The 22,689-nt window shown below is 73.4% G+C and carries 20 protein-coding genes; 2 read left to right on the forward strand and 18 right to left on the reverse strand.

From position 1 onward, the window contains the following. Positions 1–14: 14 nt before the first annotated feature. The 16 genes from ACGF5U_RS12320 to ACGF5U_RS12395 form a co-directional block, all read right to left on the reverse strand. Complete coding sequence (locus tag ACGF5U_RS12320; protein ID WP_392709982.1) at positions 15–674, reverse strand: response regulator; 660 nt, start codon at positions 672–674, stop codon at positions 15–17. Further along, positions 671–1,981 (reverse strand): sensor histidine kinase, encoded by a 1,311-nt coding sequence (locus tag ACGF5U_RS12325; RefSeq protein ID WP_392709984.1) that lies wholly within the window; start codon positions 1,979–1,981, stop codon positions 671–673. The genes ACGF5U_RS12320 and ACGF5U_RS12325 overlap by 4 nt, the downstream gene beginning before the upstream one ends. Positions 1,982–2,112: 131 nt before the next feature. Next, positions 2,113–2,934 (reverse strand): NAD(P)H-binding protein, encoded by an 822-nt coding sequence (locus ACGF5U_RS12330; protein WP_392709985.1) that lies wholly within the window; start codon positions 2,932–2,934, stop codon positions 2,113–2,115. A 69-nt stretch (positions 2,935–3,003) separates the two neighbouring features. After that, positions 3,004–3,897: an alpha/beta hydrolase family protein gene (locus tag ACGF5U_RS12335; RefSeq protein ID WP_392709986.1), complete on the reverse strand. Its 894-nt coding sequence runs from the start codon at positions 3,895–3,897 to the stop codon at positions 3,004–3,006. 94 nt (positions 3,898–3,991) lie between these two features. After that, positions 3,992–5,266 carry a kynureninase gene (gene kynU / locus ACGF5U_RS12340; RefSeq protein ID WP_392709988.1) on the reverse strand — a complete coding sequence of 425 codons (1,275 nt, stop codon included), beginning with the start codon at positions 5,264–5,266 and terminating at the stop codon, positions 3,992–3,994. After that, positions 5,259–6,104, reverse strand: coding sequence for a tryptophan 2,3-dioxygenase family protein (locus ACGF5U_RS12345; RefSeq protein ID WP_392709989.1), 846 nt, complete (start codon positions 6,102–6,104; stop codon positions 5,259–5,261). Before ACGF5U_RS12345 ends, kynU begins: the two co-directional genes overlap by 8 nt. A gap of 103 nt (positions 6,105–6,207) precedes the next feature. Continuing rightward, entirely contained in the window at positions 6,208–7,119 is a 912-nt protein-coding gene (locus tag ACGF5U_RS12350) for a DUF3152 domain-containing protein (protein WP_392709990.1), read from the reverse strand. Positions 7,120–7,267: 148 nt separating this feature from the next. Further along, on the reverse strand, positions 7,268–7,681 hold the full coding sequence (locus tag ACGF5U_RS12355; RefSeq protein WP_392709991.1) for a DUF3151 domain-containing protein: 414 nt from the start codon (positions 7,679–7,681) through the stop codon (positions 7,268–7,270). Positions 7,682–7,782: 101 nt separating this feature from the next. Next, entirely contained in the window at positions 7,783–8,940 is a 1,158-nt protein-coding gene (locus tag ACGF5U_RS12360; RefSeq protein WP_392709993.1) for a MalY/PatB family protein, read from the reverse strand. Between the two features lie 148 nt (positions 8,941–9,088). Then, positions 9,089–10,129 carry a class II fructose-bisphosphate aldolase gene (gene fbaA, locus ACGF5U_RS12365; protein ID WP_392710634.1) on the reverse strand — a complete coding sequence of 347 codons (1,041 nt, stop codon included), beginning with the start codon at positions 10,127–10,129 and terminating at the stop codon, positions 9,089–9,091. 201 nt (positions 10,130–10,330) lie between these two features. Beyond that, positions 10,331–10,879: an orotate phosphoribosyltransferase gene (gene pyrE / locus ACGF5U_RS12370; RefSeq protein WP_392710636.1), complete on the reverse strand. Its 549-nt coding sequence runs from the start codon at positions 10,877–10,879 to the stop codon at positions 10,331–10,333. An 81-nt stretch (positions 10,880–10,960) separates the two neighbouring features. Then, positions 10,961–11,767: an aldose 1-epimerase gene (locus ACGF5U_RS12375; RefSeq protein WP_392709994.1), complete on the reverse strand. Its 807-nt coding sequence runs from the start codon at positions 11,765–11,767 to the stop codon at positions 10,961–10,963. Positions 11,768–11,793: 26 nt separating this feature from the next. Next, entirely contained in the window at positions 11,794–12,825 is a 1,032-nt protein-coding gene (locus ACGF5U_RS12380; RefSeq protein WP_392709995.1) for an SRPBCC domain-containing protein, read from the reverse strand. A gap of 168 nt (positions 12,826–12,993) precedes the next feature. Further along, the gene (locus ACGF5U_RS12385; RefSeq protein WP_392709997.1) at positions 12,994–14,631 is read right to left on the reverse strand and encodes a polyamine aminopropyltransferase; all 1,638 of its coding nucleotides are present in this window, start codon (positions 14,629–14,631) and stop codon (positions 12,994–12,996) included. A 50-nt stretch (positions 14,632–14,681) separates the two neighbouring features. Beyond that, complete coding sequence (locus ACGF5U_RS12390) at positions 14,682–15,203, reverse strand: DUF2617 family protein (RefSeq protein ID WP_392709999.1); 522 nt, start codon at positions 15,201–15,203, stop codon at positions 14,682–14,684. A 333-nt stretch (positions 15,204–15,536) separates the two neighbouring features. Then, complete coding sequence (locus ACGF5U_RS12395) at positions 15,537–15,767, reverse strand: hypothetical protein (protein WP_392710001.1); 231 nt, start codon at positions 15,765–15,767, stop codon at positions 15,537–15,539. 640 nt (positions 15,768–16,407) lie between these two features. Between ACGF5U_RS12395 and ACGF5U_RS12400 the strand changes: the two genes are divergently transcribed. Together ACGF5U_RS12400 and ACGF5U_RS12405 are read left to right on the forward strand one after the other, a co-directional pair. After that, the gene (locus tag ACGF5U_RS12400) at positions 16,408–17,604 is read left to right on the forward strand and encodes a pyridoxal phosphate-dependent aminotransferase (protein WP_392710003.1); all 1,197 of its coding nucleotides are present in this window, start codon (positions 16,408–16,410) and stop codon (positions 17,602–17,604) included. Positions 17,605–17,869: 265 nt separating this feature from the next. Next, positions 17,870–19,051: a mannosyltransferase family protein gene (locus ACGF5U_RS12405; RefSeq protein WP_392710637.1), complete on the forward strand. Its 1,182-nt coding sequence runs from the start codon at positions 17,870–17,872 to the stop codon at positions 19,049–19,051. Between the two features lie 12 nt (positions 19,052–19,063). On the opposite strand, the gene ACGF5U_RS12410 is transcribed toward ACGF5U_RS12405, so the two are convergent. Next, complete coding sequence (locus ACGF5U_RS12410) at positions 19,064–19,600, reverse strand: YbjN domain-containing protein (protein WP_392710005.1); 537 nt, start codon at positions 19,598–19,600, stop codon at positions 19,064–19,066. Between the two features lie 436 nt (positions 19,601–20,036). Next, positions 20,037–22,646: an ATP-dependent chaperone ClpB gene (gene clpB / locus ACGF5U_RS12415; RefSeq protein WP_392710006.1), complete on the reverse strand. Its 2,610-nt coding sequence runs from the start codon at positions 22,644–22,646 to the stop codon at positions 20,037–20,039. Between the last annotated feature and the right edge of the window lie 43 nt (positions 22,647–22,689).

Raw genomic sequence — 22,689 nt, forward strand, 5'->3', positions numbered from 1 at the left:
TCCCCCGAGCGGAACTACCCCGGGGTGACCAGGCGCGCCTCGTAGGCGAACACGGCGGCCTGCGTACGGTCGCGCAGCCCCAGCTTCACCAGGATCCGGCTCACGTGGGTCTTGATCGTGGACTCGGCGACGACCAGGTGTGAGGCGATCTCGGAGTTGGACAGGCCCTGGGCGATCAGGACCAGCACCTCGGTCTCGCGTTCCGTGAGGTCGCCGATCTGGGACAGGGCGGGCGGCCGGGGCGCTTCCGAGGCCTTCGCGAACTCGGTGATGAGCCGCTTGGTGACGGTCGGGGCGAGCAGCGCCTCGCCCGACGCCACCACCCGTACCCCGTCCGCCAGCTGCCGGGCGGAGGCGTCCTTCAGCAGGAACCCCGAGGCTCCGGCACGCAGCGCCTGGTACACGTACTCGTCGAGGTCGAACGTGGTGAGCACGAGCACCTTGGCGCCGCCGTCCGCGGCGACGATCTCGCGGGTGGCGTCGATCCCGTTCATCTCGGGCATCCGGATGTCCATCAGGACGACGTCCGGGCGCAGGGCGACGACCTGGGCGATCGCCTCGCGGCCGTTGACGGCTTCGCCGACGACCTCGATGTCGGGCATCGCGTTCAGGAGGACGGAGAAGCCCTCGCGGACCATCATCTGGTCGTCCACGACGAGCACGCGGATCGTCACGGCGTCTCCTCCTTCGCCACCGGGATGAACGCGGCGACCTCGTAGCCGCCGTCGTCCGCGGCCTGCGCGGTGAGTTCGCCGTTCAGCATGGCGACCCGTTCCCGCATGCCCGTGATGCCGTGCCCGGCGCCGGGGGACGGCTTGACCAGCCCGCGTGGGGGACCGTTGACGACCCGCAGCCCGAGCCCGCCGAGCACGTACGAGACCTCGACGGCGGCGGACGCCCCCGGCGCGTGCCGGAGCACGTTGCTCAGGGCCTCCTGCACGATCCGGTACGCCGACAGCTCCACGCCCTGCGGCAGTTCGCGCACCGCCCCGGTGACCGTCTTGTCCACGACCAGCCCGGCGTCCCGCACGTTGGCGACGAGCCCGTCCAGGTCGGCGAGGGTGGGCTGGGGGGCGTCGGGCGCCTCGTAGTCCTCGGCGCGGACGACCCCGAGGACGCGGCGCAGCTCCGTCAGCGCGGCGACGGCGTTCTCGCGGATGGTGACGAACGCCTGCTCCAGCTCGGGCGGCGGGTTCTCGACGCGGTAGGGGGCGGCCTCCGCCTGGATGGCGACGACCGACATGTGGTGGGCGACGACGTCGTGGAGTTCGCGGGCGATGGTGGTGCGCTCCTCCAGGAGGGTGCGCATGGAGCGTTCCTGCTGGGTGACGGTCCGCTCGGCGGTGACCTCCTCCTTCGCCTCGCGGCGGACGTGGACGACGGTGACGCCGAGGAGGACGAGTGCGGAGATGAAGAGCATCTCGGCGGTGTTGCCGCTGTAGTCGTCGTAGCCGCTGATGAGGAAGGCCTCGGCGAACATCCCGTACGCGGCGGTGAGGGCCCACATCCAGGCGGCGGTGCGGGGCCGGGTGCGGGCGGCGACGACCGTGAGCACGACGATGTGCGCCGTGAACGACACCGACGACCACGGCACGTCCCCGCCCCTGATGAGCGCCACGGGGGCGGCGCTCATCAGGGAGAGCCAGAAGGCGGCGACGGGCCGTACGAGGGTGAGCAGTACGGCGCCGGCGGCGGCGACGGCGATCGGGAACGCCCCGGTGTCGAACACCGCCATGAGGAGGACGAGCGCGAAGAACGCGATGGCGGCGTGCCGGATCCAGACGGCGTACCGGCGTATGCGCTCGGGCAGCCGCCGGACGACCGGGGCGTCCGGCGGCAGGGGCGGCAGCAGCCGGTAGGCGAGTGCGTCGTCGAGGAGGTCGTGGCGCAGGCCCCGGAGCGCGTTCTGGGCGAAGTGGTATTCGGGGCTGCGGCCGCCGGGGGCGTCGGGGCGCCGGGTCCGCTGGGTCGTCTCGGTCACAGCAGCCACGGTAAGCGGGCGGGGCGGACGCGGGCGTCGGCTGGAAAGCGGATTCTCCCGCGTCCGCCTTGAGTACTACGCGGTGGTACGGGGCCCCGGACCGGCCGGATACGACCGGGCCGCAGGCGGGGTCAGGCGCGGAAGGCGTCCGCGTGTTCGGCCGCCCACGCGGCGAAGGTGCGGGCGGGCCTGCCGGTGACCTTCGCCACGGTGTCGGTGACGGTGCGGCCGACGAGCGGGGTGTCGCCGTACGCCTCCAGCAGGAAGTCGATCACGTCCTGCGGCTGGCCGGCGGCCCGCCACCCCTCGACGGCCTCGGCCTCGGTCAGCTCCACGAGCCGTATCGCGCGGCCCCGGGCGGCGGCGAGCGCGCCGACCTTGTCGTGGAGGGTGAGGACCTCGGGGCCGGTGATCACGTACTCCTGGCCGCCGTGTCCTTCCTCGGTGAGGGCGACGGCGGCGACGTCGCCGATGTCGGCCTCGTGGACCATGGCGCTGAGGCGGCCCGCGAAGGGCTCGCGCACCTCGTCCGCCGTACGGACGAGGTCGGCCCACTCCAGGGCGTTCGCCATGAACTCGACGGGCATGAGGACGGTCCAGGGCAGGTCGCTCGCGCGGACGGCGTCCTCCAGGAGACTGGGGCCGCCGCCGTGCAGCACGGTGACGCGGCGGACGCCCGCGTCCCGGGCCATGTCCATGATGCGGGGGCCCGTCTCCAGCGGGGCGAAGTACGCCCCGCCGAAGGTGATCAGGTGCAGGCCGGTGACGCCGTCGAGGGCGCCGGTGAGGGTTTCGGGGTCGGTGAGGTCGCCGCGGACGACGTCGACGCCGGCGGGGAGCCGGGCGGTCGAGGGGTCGCGGGTCAGGGCGCGGACGGGCTCGCCTCGGCGCAGCAGTGCGGCGACGACCTGGCGGCCCACGGTTCCGGTGGCTCCGGTGACGAGATGGGTCATGCGGAGCACGTTACGAACCGTCGCGGTCAGCCTCCGTCCTCGACCGCCGTCGGGGGCGAGCCCGGACGGTCACCACGCCAACTGGGCGATCTCCTCCGCGACGACCGCGCAGGCGTCGGCCGCCGGGTCGATCAGCGGGAAGTGCCCCACGTCGGCCAGCAGCGTGAGCCCGACCATCTCGCCCGCCTTCGCGGCGGCCTCGACGTATGCCTCGGAGACGGCCTGCGGGACGACCGTGTCCTCGCGGCCCTGTACGACGGCGGTGGCGATACCGGTGGGCAGCAGCGCGGACGGGTCGGCGTATCCGGCCCGCTCGTCGAACCGGTCCGCGCCGCCGAGGAGTTGGGTCACCGCGCCCCCGCACACGTCCAGCTCGGCGGCCCGCTCGAAGTGGGCGATGGGCGCGAGGGCGACGACCCCGCGCAGCTCGGGCGGCGCGTCGAGCCGCCAGGGCGACCCGGTGGGCAGGACGTGCCGGGCGGCGGCCCACAAGGCGAGATGGCCGCCCGCGGAGTGGCCGGTGAGCACCGTACGGCGGCGGTCGGCCCGCGGCAGGTGCCGCGCGACGAGCGCGGGGAGCGCGTCCAGGGCGGCGGCGACGTCGTCGAACGTGTCGGGCCAGCGTCCGGCGACGGGGCCCTCGGCACCGGAGCCGCGGGGTCCGGGGATCTCACCGCCCCGCCGGTACTCGACGTTGGCGACGGCGAATCCACGGCGTGCCAGATAGTCCACGAAAGGGGTGATGTGCCGCCGGTCGTACGGCGCGCGCCACGCGCCGCCGTGCAGGACGACGACGAGCGGCGCGGCGTCACCCGGGCCGCCGCGCAGACCGTCGCGCGGGGCGTAGAAGTCGACGATCTGGTCCGGGTGTTCACCGTAGGAGGCGGTGGAGTCGGGGTCGACGGCCGGATGCGACAGGGCCGATGCCTCCTCGGCTGCGTCGCGTGCGGCGGGGTCGGGCATGCTGCTCAACCTTTCGGTGACGGGGCCGAATTGGCCTGACCTGCGGGGACGTTATCAGGACTGACGCCCCCGCAGACCGGATCGCGCACCGCCGCTAGCGCCCCGAACACACCTCCGCGAGGACGTCCGCCAGGACGCGTGCCGCGCGCTCGGTGTCCGCGAACCCGACGTACAGCGGGGTGAAGCCGAACCGCAGCACGTCGGGGCGGCGCAGATCGCCCACGACACCGCGTGCGATCAGCTCTTTCATCACGGCCGGGGCCTCGGCACAGCCGAGTGCGACCTGGCTGCCCCGGTCCGCGTGGGCGGCGGGGGTCAGCGAGGTGACGGTGCCGGGGGGCGCGTACGCGTCGACGCACTCCAGGAAGAAGTCCGTCAGCGCCAGGCTCTTGGCCCGTACGGCTTCGATCGCCACGCCGTCCCACACGTCGAGCGCCGCTTCGAGCGCCAGCATCGACAGGATGTCGGGCGTGCCGACGCGGCCGCGCGGGGCTCCGTCCGCCGCCGTGTACGCGGGGGTCATCGCGAACGGGTCGGCGTGCGAGTTCCAGCCGGGCAGCGGGGAGTCGAAGCGGGGCTGGTGGCGTTCGGCGACGTACAGGTACGCGGGCGAGCCGGGCCCGCCGTTGAGGTACTTGTACGTGCAGCCGACCGCCAGGTCCACGCCGTGCGCGTCGAGGCCGACGGGCAGGGCGCCCGCGCTGTGGCACAGGTCCCACACCGCGAGTGCGCCCGCGGCGTGGGCGGCGGCGGTGATGCCGGGCAGGTCGTGGAGCCGGCCGGTGCGGTAGTCGACGTGGTTGACGAGCACGGCGGCCGTACGCGGGCCGACGGCGGCGGCCACGTCACCGGGGGCGGCCGGGACGAGCCGGCAGCCGGTCAGCCGGGCGGCCGACTCCGCGATGTAGCCGTCCGTCGGGAAGGTGGTGGCATCGACCACGATCTCGTCGCGTGTCGCGTCACCGCTCCCGCCGGCACCGGCACCGGAACCGGCACCGGCACGGTCGCTGTCGGCACGGTCGCCGTCACCGGCCAGCCGTACGGCCGCCACCAGCGCCTTGAAGACGTTCACGCTGGTGGAGTCGCCGACGACGATCTGGCCGGGGGCCGCGCCGACGATCGGGGCGATCCGCTCGCCGATCCGCTCGGGCGCGGTCCACCAGCCGCTCTCGTCCCAGGAGCGGATGCGCAGCTCGCCCCATTCGCGGGTGATGACGTCGGCCATGCGGTCGGGTACGTGGCGGGGCAGCGCGCCCAGCGAGTTGCCGTCCAGGTAGACGGCCCCGTCCTCGATGGCGAACAGCTCGCGCCGCTTGGCCAGCGGATCGGCGGCGTCCAGGGTCTCCGCCCTGGTCCTGAGGTCAGACATGGCTGCGCGCCGTCCACAGCTCGGGGAAGACGTTCTTGCGGGCCCGCTTCTCCAGCCAGGCGACCCCGGCGGAGCCGCCCGTACCGGTCTTGGAGCCCATGGCGCGGCGCGTGGCCACCAGATGGTCGTTGCGCCAGCGCCACACCAGCTCGCCGACGTCGGTCAGGGCCTCGCCGAGCTGGACCAGCTCCGCGTGCCGCTCGGGCTCGGCGTAGAGGGACGCCCAGACCTCCTCGACCTCGGGCGACGGCTCGTACCGCTGCGACAGGTCGCGTTCCAGTACCTGCCCGGGGACGGGGAGCCCGCGCCGGGCGAGCAGCCGCAGCACCTCGTCGTACAGGCTCGGCTCGTACAGGGCCTTCTCCAGCTCCGCGTGGACGCGCGGTGCGCCCCGGTGCGGGACCAGCATCGACGCGGACTTGTCGCCGAGGAGGAACTCCATCCGGCGGTACATCGCCGACTGGAAGCCGGAGCCCTCGCCGAGGGCGCCCCGGTAGGAGTTGAACTGCGCGGGGGTCAGCCGGGCGAGCGGCTTCCAGGAGGCGTTCAGCGCCTCCAGCTCGTACAGGGACCGCCGCAGCGCGTCCATGGCCACGGGGAGGCGGTCCTCGCGCAGGGCGCGGCTCGCGGTCTCCCACTCGTGGACGATCACGGTGAACCACAGCTCCATGACCTGGGTGGTGACCAGGAAGACCATCTCGCCCGGATCGTCCGAGCGGGGGTGCTGGAGGTGGGTGAGGACATCCGCCTGGACATAGTCCTCGTACGGTGTCGTGCCTGCGAAGTCCAGGTTCGGGGTGTCCGAACCGGCTGCGGAGGCATCGGGGGAAGTAGACATCGCTGTCTCCATCAATGCGTGCTACCGGGTAGCGGTCCGCTCCCTCCCATCGGCTGTGGAGCCCCGGTCCCCTCGGGCCGCCGCACGGGCGGTCCCAGTCGCATCATGGCATGTCCGGGCCGGTGATGTAACGGCCGTCCCCGTCGTAGGGCCACGCATTGGACAGACAGCCGTTCAGGCCCTTGATCTGCTGCATCATCACCGGGGCGAGCCGGCCGGGCCCCGGGCAGCCCATGTGCCGGCGGATGCCGATCTCATGCCCGACCTCGTGGTTGATGATCAGATGCCGGTACTCGGCGGGGGTGCCGCTGAAGGTGGGCGACCCCAGCATCCACCGTTTGAGGTTGACGACGACCCCGTCGGCGGTCTCGCAGTTGAGCTCGCCGCGTGTGTTGAGGCCCTGGGCGAGGCAGAGCCGGTCGGCGGTCTTCGGCGTGGCGATCCGGATCACGAAGTCGGCGTTCTCCGAGACCAGTTGGAACGAGCCGCGGCCGTGCGCGGCCCAGCTCCGCGGATGGGCGAGGATCTGCTCGATCTCGCGGGCGGCCTCCTTGGCGGACAGCTCGATGCCGTCCTCGACCTGGACGCGGTAGCGGCGGAGCGTGCCGGAGCCCACCTTGTCGCCGGACGCCCGCGCCGTGGTGAAGGTGCCGGCGCCGGAGGCGGGCACGGCCGGGGGCTTCACGGACGACGTGGACGGCTTCGGGGGCGTCTTCGGCGGGGTGCTGCGGGGAGGCGGGGACGCGGGCGCGCTGCGGGAGGCGCCGGGCTCCGGGGACGCGGCTGCGGAGCCCGTGACGGCGGGGCGGGGCGAGGTGGAGCTCGCGGCCGCGGCGCTGTCGGTGCCCTGCCAGTGCGCGAGGGCGGCGCCCCCGCCGAGCGAGGTGACGGCGACGGCCAGTCCGGCCAGGACTATGCGGGCCGCTGGACGGCGAGCGCCGCCGCCCCGGCCACCCCGGCCGCTTCTGCCACGGCGGCTACGGCGTCCTCGCGGTGCGGCGGCACGCTTGCCCAAGACAGACTTCTCCCCTGTAGCGGCCGGGTGGGGGGAGCCGGCTCTCGGAATCGATGGTCTGTGCGATCGTACCGGCCGGTCGTGCGGACACGGCGGAGCCCGCGCCCCCGGCGAGCCGGGGACACGGGCCCACTGGCGGGCGGGCGGCTCAGCCGAGGATGTCGGCGGCCAGCTCCGACGAGTCCCGCAGGAACGTGCTGCACCGCTCGTACTCGGCCTGCTCGCCGATCGCCTGCGCGGCCCGCGCCAGCGCGTGCAGCGCCCGCAGGAAGCCGCGGTTCGGCTCGTGCTCCCACGGCACCGGGCCGTGGCCCTTCCAGCCGTTGCGGCGCAGGGCGTCCAGGCCCCGGTGGTAGCCGGTCCTGGCGTACGCGTAGGACTCGACGGTCCGCCCGGCCGCGAACGCCTCGTCGGCGAGCTGCGCCCAGGCCAGCGAGGACGTCGGGTACTTCGCGGCGACCTCGGCGGGCGCGGCACCGGCGGCGAGCAGCTCGCGCGGCTCGGGCTCGTCGGGCAGATGGGTCGGGGGCGGTCCCCCGAGCAGGTTCTGGTGAATGGACATGCCCCCAGTCTCCTATGCCGCCCCGTCTCCCACGCCGCCACCGTGCCCAGCGTGTGACCCGTCTCCCACGCCGCCACCGTGCCCCGCGCGTGACCCGGCTCCTACGCCGCCAGCCGGGTCAGGGTGCGGGTCAGCGCGTCGACGCCGTGCTCGGCCTTGGTACGGGGGCAGCCGAGGTTGACCCGGACGAAGCCCTTCACGCCGTACGTCGAACCCGGCTGCACCGCGACCTTCTCGCGCGCCACCAGCTCCCGCAGCAGCACGTCGTCGTCCACGCCCAGCGGCCGCAGATCGAGCCACGCGAGGTATCCGGCCTGCGGCGGCGTCCAGCCCAGGCGCCCCGGGAACGCCGCCTCCAGCCGGTCGGCGAGCATCCGCAGGTTGCCCGCCACATAGGCGCGCAGCTCGTCCAGCCAGGGCGCGCCGTGCCGGTACGCGGCGATGTGCCCGGTGAGGGAGAGCGCGCCGGCCGAGCCCAGGCCCGCGCCCGTCTCCATGTGCCGGATGAACGCCGTACGCTCCTCCGGGTCGCCGATGATCCCGTACGCGCCGGTGAGCCCCGGCAGGTTGAACGCCTTGGACGCCGAGGTGATCAGCGCCCAGCGGCCGTCGGCCGGGGCGAAGCGCAGCCACGGCAGATGGCGGTGTCCGTCGTGGGCGAGGTCCGCGTGGATCTCGTCGCTGATGACGGTCACGCCATGGGCGTCGGCCAGCCGCGCGAACCGGGAGAGCTCCTCCTCGGTCCACACCCGGCCGGTCGGGTTGTGCGGCGAGCACAGCAGCAGCACCCGGGTGTCGGGCCGCGCGAGCTGCGCCTCCAGGGCGGCCGTGTCGCCGACGGGCACGCCCCGCAGTTCCCGCCCGAGGCCGGTCAGGGCCTTGATGAACCCGTCGTACGTCGGGGTGTGGACGACGACGCCGTCCCCGGGCCCGGTCCACATGCGGAGCAGCTGCGACAGCTGGCTGAGCACCGAGGGCCCGTACACCAGCGTCTCCGGGTCGGCCTCGGTCCCGTGGCGCCGCGCGTACCAGTCGCACACCGCGGGCCTGAAGTCCCCGTACCGCCAGTCGGTGTAGCCGAAGACGCCGTGCGCGACGCGCCGCTGGAGCGCCTCCAGCACCTCGGGCGGGGAGCGGAAGTCCATGTCGGAGATGGTGAACGGGACCAGGTCCGGGACGCCGTAGCGCTCCGGCAGGACGTCCCACTGGAACGATCCGGTACCCCGCAGGTCCACCGGTGTGTCGAAGTCGTACGTCACCGAACCCCCTCCTGTACGAGAGCGGGCCCGACCCCGCCTCCGCGGTGTCGGGCCCGGCCACGATCGAGAACGATCAGAGCGCCACTGCCTCGCGTGCCCCGTGGGCCCGGCGCGCCACGCGGCCGCATGTGCCGCGCGGCCTCGTGTGCTACTTGAGCTTCGTGCCCGTGGAGCGCAGCGCCGCGCACGCCTCGGTGACGCGCGTGGCCATGCCCGCCTCGGCCAGCTTGCCCCAGGTGCGCGGGTCGTACGTCTTCTTGGAGCCGACCTCGCCGTCGACCTTCAGGACGCCGTCGTAGTTCTTGAACATGTGGTCCACGACGGGGCGGGTGAACGCGTACTGCGTGTCGGTGTCGAGGTTCATCTTCACGACGCCGTTCTCCAGCGCCGTGGCGATCTCCTCCGCCGTGGAGCCGGAACCGCCGTGGAAGACGAAGTCGAACGGCGACGCCTTGCCGTACTGCGCGGCCACGCCCTCCTGGAGGTCCTTCAGCAGCTCGGGGCGGAGCACGACGTTGCCCGGCTTGTACACGCCGTGGACGTTGCCGAAGGAGGCGGCCAGCAGGTAGCGGCCCTTCTCGCCCAGGCCGAGCGCCTCGGCGGTGCGCAGCGCGTCGTCGACGGTGGTGTACAGCTCGTCGTTGATCTCGTGGCTGACGCCGTCCTCCTCACCGCCGGTCGGGGTGATCTCGACCTCAAGGATGATCTTCGCGGCGACGGCCTTGGCCAGCAGCTCCTGGCCGATGGCGAGGTTGTCGGCGAGGGTCTCGGCGGAGCCGTCCCACATGTGCGACTGGAACAGCGGGTTCTCGCCCTTGGCGACCCGCGCGGCGGAGATGTCGAGCAGCGGGCGGACGTAGCCGTCCAGCTTGTCCTTCGGGCAGTGGTCGGTGTGGAGCGCGACGGTGATGTCGTACTTCGCGGCGACGATGTGCGCGAACTCGGCGAGGGCGACGGCGCCGGTCACCATGTCCTTGCTGTACTGGCCGCCCAGGAACTCCGCGCCACCGGTCGAGATCTGGATGATGCCGTCGCTCTCGGCCTCCGCGAAGCCGCGCAGGGCGGCGTGCAGGGTCTGGGACGACGTGACGTTGATGGCCGGGTAGGCGAACTTGCCTGCCTTCGCCCGGTCGAGCATCTCGTTGTAGACCTCGGGGGTTGCGATGGGCATCTGTCCGCTCCTTGTGATCTGCGGTTGCGTTGCGTTGCTGATCCCTGACCTGGGGGCGACGTCATCGTCGCCCCTATCTTTCCAGACGGCCGCACGGGCCACACCGGCCGGAGGGCCCCGTGCCGCACGGCGGGTGGCCCGTTTCCCGCGAAACCGGCCACCCGCATGAAAAGCCGCAGGTCAGGTCCCGCATCCGGGACGGGGCGCCGATCGGACCGCTCAGGCGAGGCCCAGCTCGTCCAGGGCGTACGCATACCGGTAGGGCACCCCGGCCGTCGAGCTGATCTTCTCGGCGGCGCCGGTCGCGCGGTCCACGATCGTCGCCACCGCGACCACCTCGGCGCCGGCCTCGCGGACGGCCTCGACGGCGGTCAGCGGGGACCCGCCGGTGGTGGAGGTGTCCTCGACCACCAGCACGCGGCGGCCCGTGATGTCGGGGCCCTCGACCCGGCGCTGCATGCCGTGCGCCTTGGCGGCCTTGCGCACGACGAACGCGTCCAGGGTGCGGCCACGCGCGGCGGCGGCGTGGAGCATCGCCGTGGCCACCGGGTCGGCGCCGAGCGTGAGGCCACCGACCGCGTCGAAGTCGAGGTCGTCGGTCAGATCGAGCATGACCTGACCGACGAGCGGCGACGCGACCCCGTCCAGGGTGATCCGCCGCAGGTCGACGTAGTAGTCGGCCTCGAGACCGGAGGAGAGGATCACCTTGCCGTGCACCACGGCCTTGTCCTTGATCTGCTGGAGCAGGTCGGCTCGTACGTCCGTCACGTCAGTCATGCCCCTGAGCTTAAGCGGAGCGGTCGGCCGGGCCGGTCGCAGGCGGAACCCGGCCGTCCGCGCCCGGCGGGCTCAGAGGCGGCGCCAGGCGAACGTCGCCGCGATCTCCAGCGGCTCGATGGGCGTGACCAGCCGCGGCTGGGTGTTGAGCCCGTTCGGCGGGCCGGACTGGGGCTCCACGCAGACGGCCTCGTCCTGCTCGTCGTAGACCACGACCCACTGGGCCCGGCTGGTGATCCGCAGTTCCAGCAGCTCCGGCCAGGTGAGGGTCACCTCCACCCCGTGCGGCATGCCGAAGCAGTCGTCCCAGGGGCCGGGCGCCGGGGCGATCCGGTGTCCGGTGGGCAGATGGTCGTCGCCGCGCTCCTCCTGCCACTCGGGGGCGAAGTCGACGCGTACGTCGTCGCCGCCCAGGTTCCGCAGGAACCACGGGTGCCAGCCGGCCTGCGCGGGGAACGAGTCGCCGTGCGTCTCCACACCGAGCTGGAGGGTCAGCGACTCGTCGGTCAGCGCGAACGTCTGGGTGACCCGGCCCGGGTACGGCCACGGCTCGTCCAGGTCGTAGGTGAAGGCCGCCGCGTCCTTCTCCGTCCGCACGGTGCGCCAGGCCGTGTCGCGGCCGGTGCCGTGGATGGCGTGCGGCGGCGAGTTGAGCGGCAGTTGATGGACCGTCGCCCCGTTGAGGAAGCGGCCGTTCGCGGTACGCCCGCACCACGGCACCATCGGGAAGCAGCCGTACTTCTCGCCCTGGCGCAGCAGTTCCGTGCCGCCCACCCGCAGGCTGCTCATCCGGCAGCCGTTCGCCGGGGTCACCGTCAGCTCGACGTCTCCGGCCGCCAGCCGGACCGGTTCGGCGCTCTTCGCGTTCTTCTGGCTCATGTCGCTCAGGCTCACAGCGAACGACCCTACTTGCGGCGGCGCAGGGCGCGCCCGACCACCACGGCCGAGGCGATGGCGAGCGCGGCGGCCGGCGCCAGCCAGCGCAGCGCACCGGCGGTGCCACCGGCGTCCGGACCCGGCACGGGGGCGTAGCGGCCGCGCGGCGGCGCGTGGTCGACCTCCTCGGCGCTGCGGCCGATCATGGTGCGCCGTGCGTGGGCGGCCTCGGCCGGCGCGGTCCAGTCCTCGGCGTCGACGGGGTCGCCGGCGCGGGCGTCGTCCAGGGGGAACGCCTCGTCGGCGAGCGGGTCGAGCGACGAGGGCGGCACCGGCGCGTCGAACACGGACGGGGCGGGACTCTCGCCCTCGGCCCCGTCGTCCACCCCGTCGTCGTCCACGTCGGCGTCATCGAGGTCGGCGTCATCGAGGTCGGCGTCACGGATGTCGGCGGCGTCCGCCTCGTCGCTCGCGGCGGCGGCGAGCGCACCGCCCGCCTCCTCCGTATCCGCCGCCTCCTCCGTATCCGCCGGCTCCTCCGTATCCGCCGGCTCCGCCGACTCTCGCGATTCCGCCGACTCCGCAGCCGATTCCTTGGGCGACCCGCCCGGGGCCTGTGCCGACGGTTCGGCGAGTGATTCGGCGAGTGATTCGGCGAAACGGTCCAGCAGCCGGTGCGCCGCCGACTCCGCCGCGTCCGCCGGCAGCTCGGCGAGACGGCCCTGCGCACTGGCGGTCCCGCTGAACGCGAGCGTCGTCCCGCCGTCGGCGGCGGTCGGACGTACCGTCATCGCCAGCTTCGCCGAGCCGGAGCCGCGCACCTCCGTGCCCTCGGCGTCCACGGCGAACGCCCCGTCCTTCCGTGGCCCGGTCACGCGCAGGGCGCCCCGGTAGGTGATCGTGTGCCCGCCGACGCGTACCTTCAGCCGGCCCGACAGCGGGTCGGCCGACGCGTCCGCGTCCTGTTGGAGCCCTGGGACGCAGCGGGCGACGCGGGCGGGGTCCGCCAGCGCTTCGCGGAGGGTCTGTACGGGAACCGGAACGAACACCTCATGCTCCATGGAAACCGAGCCTACCCACGTGGGGGCGCCACGTCGCCCATCTGTGCGTACCTGTTGCCCCGTCCCGACCCGCCCGGCACCCGACCCGCCCGGCACCCGGCCCGTCCGGCACGTCCCGTCCGGCACGTCCCGTCCGGCACCGTCCCGCGCGGCGCCGGACGCGCGGGGTCAGTTCCCGTACCGGGGGTGCATGAGGGTCGACGGGCGCAGCCCGGACAGCCGGGCCCGCTCGGCGTGGCGCGCGCCGTCGTCCAGGGTGGCCGGGTCGGGGGCGTAGGCGTGGGGCGCGTCGGCGGACAGGCGCAGCTCCGGCGGTACGCCGCCGGGCACGGCGAGCAGGAACCCCCAGTCGGAGGGGCCCGCCGCCGTGCCGTCCAGGACGGCGCCGTCGGGGGACGACCGGTCGGGGCCGCTGGTGAACGCGGAGCGGCGCTCGGTGACGCAGTACGGGCGGGTCGCGAAACCGGCGGCCCGCAGCGTGGCGTCGACCGTCCAGTAGGTGTGCGGCCTGGCCTCCACGGGGCCCGCGTGCACGGCGAGCCGTCCGCCGTCGGCGACGACCCGGGCGGCGAGGCCGTAGAACTCCTCCGAGTAGAGCTTGCCGCTGACGGTGATGCCGGGGTCGGGCAGGTCGGAGATCACCACGTCGTACGGTCCGGTGGCCGTGCGCAGCCAGGCGAACGCGTCCGCGTGCACGACACGGAGCCGGGGGTCCTCGTACACGCGGCCGTTGAGCCGGGACAGCGCCGGGTCGGTGCGGGCCAGGTCCACCACGCCCGCGTCGACCTCGACCACCGTGACCCCGTCGACGCCCGGGTACCGCAGGACCTCCCGGGCGGCCAGCCCGTCGCCACCGCCGAGGATCAGCACGCGCGCGTGCCGCCCCGCCATCGCCGGGTGCACCAGGGCCTGGTGGTACCGGTACTCGTCGCGGCCGCTGATCCGCAGCCGCCCGTCCAGGAAGAGGTCCGGGTCCTCGTCCCGGCCGCCGGTCAGCACGATCTCCTGGACGGCCGTGTGGACGGCGACCCGGACCCGGTCGCCGTAGACGGCCCGTCTGGCCGCCCGCTCGAAGTCGTCGACGAGCACGGTCGCCGTCGCGAGCAGGCCCAGCACCACGGCGTTGGTGACGATGAGCAGGCAGCGGCCGCGCGCCGTCAGGTCCCGCCCGAACAGGCACAGCACCAGCGCCCCGCCCGCCACCGCGTTGACCGCGCCGGTGAGCAGCGCGCTCGTCAACTGCCCCAGCCAGGGGAGCAGGAGGAACGGGAACGCCAGCCCGCCGACGAGCGCGCCCACGTAGTCGGCGGCGAACAGATCGGCGACGGTGCCGCCCGCGTCCTGCTCGGCACGCCGGGAGATCCGCTGGATCAGCGTCATCAGCAGCGGTATCTCGGCGCCGATCAGCACACCGATGGCGAGCGAGAACGCCACGAGCGCGTACCGCGATTCGCCGATCCACGCGAAGCTGGCGTACAGCGCGAGCGCCGAACAGCCGCCGATCAGCGCGAGCACGGCCTCGACCAGGCCGAAGCCGACCGCCGCGTGGCAGCGCAGCCGCTTGGCGAGCAGCGAGCCCACGCCCATCGCGAAGACCATCACGGACAGGACGACGGACGCCTGCGTGACCGAATCACCGATCAGGTACGAGGCCAGCGCGACCAGTTGCAGTTCGTACACCAGACCGCACGCGGCGCAGACGAACACCGTGGCCAGCACCAGGAATCGCCCCGCTCGCGGCCGCTCGGACCGCGGCGCCGCCTCCTGGGACGGCGCCGCCGAGACGGAGGCGGGCGCTTCGATCATGCGTTAACGCTACGTCACGCCATCATCGCTCTTTGTCACCCACACGAGTGCTACTGGGGCGTTGCGGGCATACGGGCGCCGACACTGGTTCTGGTCACCACAAGTTGCCCTTCCTGCGGATACGCGTGCCAGGTGCGCCACCGGACCTTGCCCTCGTGCCGCTGCGCGAGCATCGCCGTGAAGGCGTGCGGCGAGCCGGGGAACGTACCGGCGAGGCCGTGCGGATGGTCGGCCACAAGGGCCAGGAGTTCCTGCGCACGACCGGCGAACGAGCCGTGCGAGAGGGTCTCGACGCGGGCGGCGAACTCGTACTCCCATTCGCCGATGCGTTTGGCCACGCCCAGCGGCAGTGGCGTGCTGCTGCCTGGCATGCAGGCGACGGTCTCGGAGCAGCTGCCCCGCTCCTCCTCCAGCAGGACCTGGTGGGAGGCACCGAGCAGTCTCAGCTGGAGGGTGGCGCCGGACAGTTCGAGGTCGAGCACGGCCAGGGCGGGCAGCGCCTCCCGGCCCAGCGCCCAGGCGAGGTCGGCTGCGCGCGTGTCGGTATAGGCGGTCTGGAGGGTCGTGAGCATGATTCGGCTCCGCAAACACGGTCTGTCGGGTGGACCGGGGCGTCGTCCCGGGAAGACGTTCAGGGGACTTGGGGATCGCCGGCTCGGGTCCACACGAGGTCCGAGGGGGGCTGGAAGTTCTCGACAGCGAGGGAATCATGAACCGCGCGAGGCTCATAACGCTTTTACCCACCTTTGCGGGGTTTCCATCCCCTCGGGGGCCGTACGGTTCAACTGTTCACCGGACAACGGCCCCCGCCTGCGGTGACCCCGCCGCGTCCGCCAATGAGGGCACGTCCGGCGGGAGTTCATCCCGCCGGACGCCCTGTGCCGCGACGGACCAGCTGCCCCGTGTCAGCTGCCTCCGCCGCCACATCCACCGCCACCGCCACCACCGCCACCGCAGGACGAGCCGCCCCCGCAGGAGTGGCCGCCGCCGTCGCCGCCGGCCCACCAGCTCCCGCCGGACGCCGCTCCCGAGTGCGGGCGTGACCGGCGACGCCCGCCGCCGCCGCCGCTCAACAGGGCGAACAGTCCACCAGCGATCACCACCACGATGACGATTCCGAAGAACGCGTCGGCCATGTGATTCACCATCCCCCGTGTCGTTCGTGAGAGGGGGATGCCCCCGCTCCCCGAACTCCCAACCAGAATTGAGGAACTCCAGAGGTTCGGCCCGGCTCGTCAGGAGCCGCCACCGCAGGACGACGAGGAACCGCCGCACGACGACGAGGAGCCGGAGCAGGACGATCCGCCGCTCGAAGACGATCCGCCGCTCGAACAGGATGAGGAAGAGGGCGACGCCCCGCCGTCCCCCACCCACCAGCTCGCGTCGGCCCCGGTCGAGCCGGACGAGCCCGCGTACCCGGACGACCCCGCGTATCCGGAAGTCCCTGGGGACCCGGGCGGCCCCCACGGCCGGGACGAACCCGAGCGCCGGGAAGGCGCGCCGGACGGCGAGCGCCGCGCCCCGGCCACCACCCACACCGCGACCCCGATGGCAACGGCGAACACCAGGACGACGATCGCCCCGAACACGAAGACGATGATTCCCACCGTCCCACCTCCCCCTGTGTCGATCCCCGGCCGTTCCCGGACGGGTCCGTTCCTGACGAGCCGTTCCCGGACGGGTCCGCTTCCGGGCGTCCGGCCTCTCGTCGCGGCTGATCCCCCGGCGCGACACCACCCAAAGCACACTTGAGCAACTCCAGAGCTTCGGCCGAGGATGGCCGCCATGACGAGAGCACCGCTCAACCGCCGGCTCGCCGGGTTCGGCACGACGATCTTCGCCGAGATGTCCGCGCTGGCCGTCGCCACCGGCTCCATCAACCTGGGGCAGGGCTTCCCCGACACCGACGGCCCGGAGGAGATCCGGGAGGCCGCGGTACGGGCCCTGCGCGACGGGCGCGGCAACCAGTACCCGCCCGGCCCCGGCGTGCCGGAGCTGCGCACCGCGATCGCGGCGCACCAGCGGCGGCGGTACGGCCTGGCGTACGACCCCGACACGGAGGTGCTCGTCACGGTGGGCGCGACGGAGGCCATCGCGGCGTCCCTGCTGGCGCTGGTCGAGCCCGGTGACGAGGTCATCGCGCTGGAGCCGTACTACGACTCGTACGCCGCGTGCGTCGCCATGGCGGGCGGCACCCGCGTCCCGGTGACCCTCCACCCGAGCGAGGGACGTTTCGTACTCGACCTGGACGAGCTGCGCGCGGCGGTCACGGACCGCACCCGGCTCATCCTGCTCAACACGCCCCACAACCCCACCGGTGCGGTGCTGACCCGCGACGAGCTCGCCGCCGTCGCCGCGCTCGCGGTCGAACGGGACCTGCTGGTCGTCACCGACGAGGTGTACGAGCATCTGGTCTTCGACGGCGCCGACCACGTCCCGCTCGCGACCTTCCCGGGGATGCGGGAGCGTACGGTGACCATCTCGTCCGGCGGGAAGACGTTCTCGTTCACGGGCTGGAAGGTCGGCTGGCTCACCGCGCCGCCCGAGCTGACCACCGCCGTGCGCACCGCCAAGCAGTTCCTGACGTATGTGGCGTCCGGGCCGTTCCAGTACGCGATCGCCGAGGCCCTGGCCCTGCCGGACAGCTACTTCGACGCGCTCCGTGCCGATCTGCGGGCCAAGCGGGACCTGCTCGCCGACGGGCTGGAGCAGGCCGGGTTCGCGGTGTTCCGCCCGGCCGGGACGTACTTCGTCACCGCGGACATCCGCCCGCTGGGCGAGCGGGACGGGATCGCGTTCTGCCGGACGCTGCCCGAGCGGTGCGGGGTCGTCGCCGTGCCGAACGCGGTGTTCTACGACCACCAGGAGCAGGGCGCGCCGTTCGTGCGGTTCGCGTTCTGCAAGCGCCGGGAGGTGCTGGAGGAAGCGGTGAAGCGGCTGGAGGCCGCGCACTGGCCCGGCCGAGGCCACTGAGGCCGGCCACGGGGCCGGGCCAGGCGCCGGGCGCGGTGCCAGCCGGTGGGGCGGGCGCGGGCGGGGCGCTGGCCGGGCGAGGCGGACGCGGGGGCCGGTTGAGGCGGGCGCGGTGCTAGCCGGTGGGGCGGGCGCTGTCACGGCGACACGCGCGTCCGGTCCCGGTCGCGGGGGCGGACCACCCGGGCGGGCCGTTCCCGCTCGCGCCGCCCGCGCGCCCTGCCGATGGTCGGGGTGACCGATCCCGCGCGCACGGAGGTGCACCCTGTCCGCCGACACCTTCGACCCCGCCGCCCTCCCCCGGGCCAGGCCCGTCCCCCGGTGGCGGGCGTCGCTGTACCGGGCCGCGCCCGCCCTGGGGCTGTTCGCGGCGGCACGGCTCACCGGGATGGCCGTCCTGGCCGTCTGGGCGTGGCACATCGGCCGGTCGCCGCGCGCGCTGCTGGCCGGGTCCTGGGACTCCGACTGGTACCTGCGGATCGCCGCGCACGGCTACGGCAGGACCCTGTACTGGCCGGACGGAGTCGTCCAGTCGGACCTGGCGTTCTTCCCGCTCTACCCGGGTCTCGTGCGGACCGTGACCGCGGTGCTGCCGGTCGCGGGCGGCACGGCGGGGCTGCTGGTCTCCTGGGCGTCGGCGGGCGCCGCCGCCTGGGGGATCTTCCTGGTCGCCGAGCGGCTGCGCGGGCGGCGGGCCGCGACCCTGCTGGTCGTGCTCTGGGGGCTGCTGCCGCACTCGATCGTGCTGTCCATGGCGTACACCGAGCCGCTGCTCACCGCGTTCGCCGCCTGGTCGCTGTACGCGCTGCTCACCCGCCGCTGGCTGTGGGCGGGCGCCCTGGCGGCGCTGGCGGGGGTGTCCCGGCCGAACGGCATCGCGGTGGCCGCCGCGGTCTGCGTGACGGTGCTGTGCGAGCAGTACCGGCTGCTGCGGCGGGAGCGGCGCGCCGACGCGCGGCTGTGGGCGGCGGCCGCCGCGGCGCCCGCCGGGTGGGCCGGGTTCGTGCTGTGGGTGGGCGTGCGGAAGGGCGATCCGCTGGGCGGGTACTTCGCGGTGCAGGCCGGGTGGACGTCACGGTTCGACTTCGGGGCGGGCCTGCTGCGCTTCGTACGGACCGTGGTGACCCGGCCGATGGACCTCGGGTTCACGATGGCGCTGGTGTTCACGGCGGTGGGCGTGCTGCTGTTCGCGCTGTTCCTGCTGGACCGGCCGCCGCTGCCGCTGCTCGTGTACACGGCGGTGCTGGTGGTGATCGTGGTGGGCGGGACGGGCTTCTTCGAGTCGAAGCCGAGGTTCCTGCTGCCCGCCTTCCCGCTGCTGCTGGCGCCCGCGTGCGCGCTGTGCGAAGCCCGGCCCAGGACGGCGATCACGGTCGTCGTCGCCCTGGCCGGGCTGTCGTTCGCCTACGGGGCGTACCTGCTCACACTCGCCCCGATGGCCCTGTAGGCGCCGGGGCGCTCAGCCCTCGTCGCCGTCGGCTTCCTTGTCCTCGGGGACCTCGATGCCGAGCTGCTCGGCGAGCCACTTGTCGAACTCGATCGACGCGCGGACCCAGCTGACCGTGGACGACACGAAGTGCTCCAGGCTCACGCCCGTACCGATGAGCATCTGCGCCTCACCGATGAGCCGCACGGTCGCGCCGCCCTGCTCGTCCTCGTGGAGGTGCGTGTAGACCTTGGGCCACAGGGTGCGGCGGTTCCAGTCGTCGACCAGTTCCATGATCTTCATGCGGTCCTGGACCGGGTGCGGGCGGTCGTAGAAGGTCCGCACGGAGAAGACCTGCTGCTCCGCCTCGCCGCGGAACATGAAGTACGTGCGGAAGTCCTCCCACGGGGCGGCGAGGTCGCCCTCGTCGTCGACGACGTACTTCAGCTCCATCTGTTCGAGGAGCTGCTTGACCAGGTCCTGGTCGGGGACGACGGGGCCCGCCGGTCCCTGGGCCTGAGGCTGGGGCTGGCCCCCGAAATTCGGAATCGAGGACGGGTCGATGCTCACCGGGTGATTTCCCTTCGTACGGATACCGCCATCCTCCCCCATGCCGGGCGGTCGGTGGCAAGCCCGGACGGCGGCGATCCGCTGCGGGCTGACAGATCTCCTCCCCCTGGCCGGAAAAAGCCCCGCGAGAGGGGCGGGGCGGCGGCACCCGCCACCGCCCCGCCCGATCCCGTCGAGCCCTGTCCGTACGGCTCCGGCCGCGCCCGCTGCCGTCTGGCCCCGCCCGTACGGCCCCGCCCGCTGCCGCCTCGCCCTGTCCGTACGGCCGGCCCCGCCCGCTCCCGTCTGGCCCCTCCGTACGGCTCCGCCCGCTGCCGCCTGGCCCTGTCCGTACGGCTCCGGCCCCGCCCGTCACGCCCGCCGGCCCCGTACGGCCCCGCCCGCTGCCGTCAGGTCCGCCGGGCCCGTACGGCACGGCCGCTGCCGTACCGCCGTGTCACAGCGTCTTGGCCGCCGGGGCCGGGGCCGCCGCCCCCACGGTCAGGCCGTCGGCCGCCCGGTCCACGCGGACCGTGTCGCCGTCCTTGACCTCGCCGGACAGGATCTCCCGGGCCAGCCGGTCGCCGATGGCCGTCTGGACCAGGCGGCGCAGCGGCCGGGCGCCGTACGCCGGGTCGTGGCCCTCGTCGGCGAGCCACTCCAGCGCGGCCGGCGTGACGTCCAGCGTCAGCCGGCGTTCCGCGAGGCGCTTGGCCAGCCGGCCGATCTGGAGGCGGGCGATCCTGGCCAGCTCCTCCCTGCCGAGCGCCGAGAAGACCACCAGGTCGTCCAGCCGGTTGAGGAACTCCGGCTTGAACGAGACGCGGACGACCTCCAGGACCTGCTCCCGCTTCTCGGCCTCGCTCCTGAGGGGGTCCACCAGGAACTGGCTCCCCAGGTTGGAGGTGAGGATCAGGATCGTGTTGCGGAAGTCGACCGTGCGCCCCTGACCGTCCGTCAGCCGCCCGTCGTCCAGCACCTGGAGCAGGATGTCGAAGACCTCGGGGTGGGCCTTCTCGACCTCGTCCAGGAGCACGACGCTGTACGGGCGGCGGCGCACCGCCTCCGTCAGCTGGCCGCCCTCCTCGTAGCCGACGTAGCCGGGGGGCGCGCCGACGAGCCGGGCGACGGAGTGCTTCTCGCCGTACTCGCTCATGTCGATGCGGACCATCGCCCGCTCGTCGTCGAAGAGGAAGTCGGCGAGCGCCTTGGCCAGTTCGGTCTTGCCGACGCCGGTCGGGCCGAGGAAGAGGAACGATCCGGTGGGCCGGTCGGGGTCGGCGATCCCGGCGCGGCTGCGGCGGACGGCGTCCGACACGGCCCGTACGGCCTCGCTCTGGCCGATCAGCCGCCTGCCGAGCTCGTCCTCCATGCGCAGCAGCTTCTGCGTCTCGCCCTCCAGGAGCCGGCCCGCCGGGATCCCGGTCCAGGAGCCGACCACATCGGCGATGTCGTCGGGGCCGACCTCCTCCTTGACCATGGTGTCCTTCGCGGCCTCCTGCTCGGCCTCGCTGGCCGCGACGAGCTCCCGCTCGACGGCGGGGATCTCCCCGTACAGCAGCTTGGACGCGGTGTCGAAGTCGCCGTCGCGCTGGGCGCGCTCGGCCTGGCCGCGCAGGTCGTCCAGGCGTTCCTTCAGCTCGCCGACGCGGTTGAGGCCCTGCTTCTCCTTCTCCCAGCGGGCGGTCAGGCCGCGCAGCTCCTCCTCCTTGTCGGCGAGGTCGCGGCGCAGCTTCTCCAGGCGCTGCACGGAGCCGGGGTCGGTCTCGTTCTTCAGCGCCAGCTCCTCCATGCGGAGGCGGTCGACGGCGCGCTGCAGCTCGTCGATCTCGACGGGCGACGAGTCGATCTCCATCCGGAGCCGGGACGCGGCCTCGTCCACCAGGTCGATGGCCTTGTCCGGCAGGAACCGGGAGGTGATGTACCGGTCGGAGAGCGTGGCGGCGGCGACGAGCGCGGAGTCGGCGATCTGGACCTTGTGGTGGGCCTCGTACCGGCCCTTCAGGCCGCGCAGGATCGCGATGGTGTCCTCGACGGTCGGCTCGGCGACCAGCACCTGCTGGAAGCGCCGCTCCAGGGCCGGGTCCTTCTCGACGCGCTCGCGGTACTCGTCCAGGGTGGTCGCGCCGACCATGCGGAGTTCACCGCGGGCCAGCATGGGCTTGAGCATGTTGCCGGCGTCCATGGCGGAGTCGCCGCCGGCGCCGGCGCCGACGACCGTGTGCAGCTCGTCGATGAAGGTGATGATCTGGCCGTCGCTGGCCTTGATCTCGGACAGGACGGTCTTGAGGCGCTCCTCGAACTCGCCCCGGTACTTGGCGCCGGCGACCATCGCGCCGAGGTCGAGGGAGACGAGCCGCTTGTTCTTGAGGCTCTCGGGGACGTCGCCCTTGACGATGCGCTGGGCGAGGCCCTCCACGACGGCGGTCTTGCCGACGCCGGGCTCGCCGATGAGGACCGGGTTGTTCTTGGTGCGGCGCGAGAGCACCTGGACGACGCGCCGGATCTCCTGGTCGCGCCCGATGACGGGGTCGAGCCTGCCCTCGCGGGCGGCGGCCGTGAAGTCGGTGCCGAACTTCTCCAGGGCCTTGTACTGGCCCTCCGGGTCGGCTGTGGTCACCCGGCGTCCTCCCCGTGCCTTCTCGAAGGCGCTCAGCAGTTTCCCGGCGGTGGCGCCCTGGCGGCTCAGGACCTCGCCGGCCTGGCCGCCCTTGGCGGCGATGCCGATGAGCAGGTGTTCGGTGGACAGGTACTCGTCACCGAGGTCCTTGGCGCGGCTCTGGGCGTCGGCGATGACGGCGAGCAGGTCGCGGTTGGGCTGCGGCGGGGCCACCGTGGAGCCGGTGACGCTGGGGAGCGCGGCGAGCAGCCGCTCGGCCCCGGCGCGCACGGCGGCCTGGTCGGCGTCGGCGGCGGCGAGCAGGTCGGTGATGTTCTCGTTGTCCTGGCCCTCGATCAGGGCGAGCAGCAGATGCGCCGGGGTGAGGTCCGGGTGTCCGCCGGACACGGCGCGGCTGCCGGCGGCGTTGAGCGCGTCCCGGCTCCTGTTGGTCAGCTCGGCGTCCACGGGTACTGATCCTCCTCCACTGCGGGTGATGTCCACTGCGTCG

It is taken from the genome of Streptomyces sp. NPDC047886 (genome assembly GCF_043204435.1).
Classification (GTDB): Bacteria; Actinomycetota; Actinomycetes; order Streptomycetales; family Streptomycetaceae; genus Streptomyces.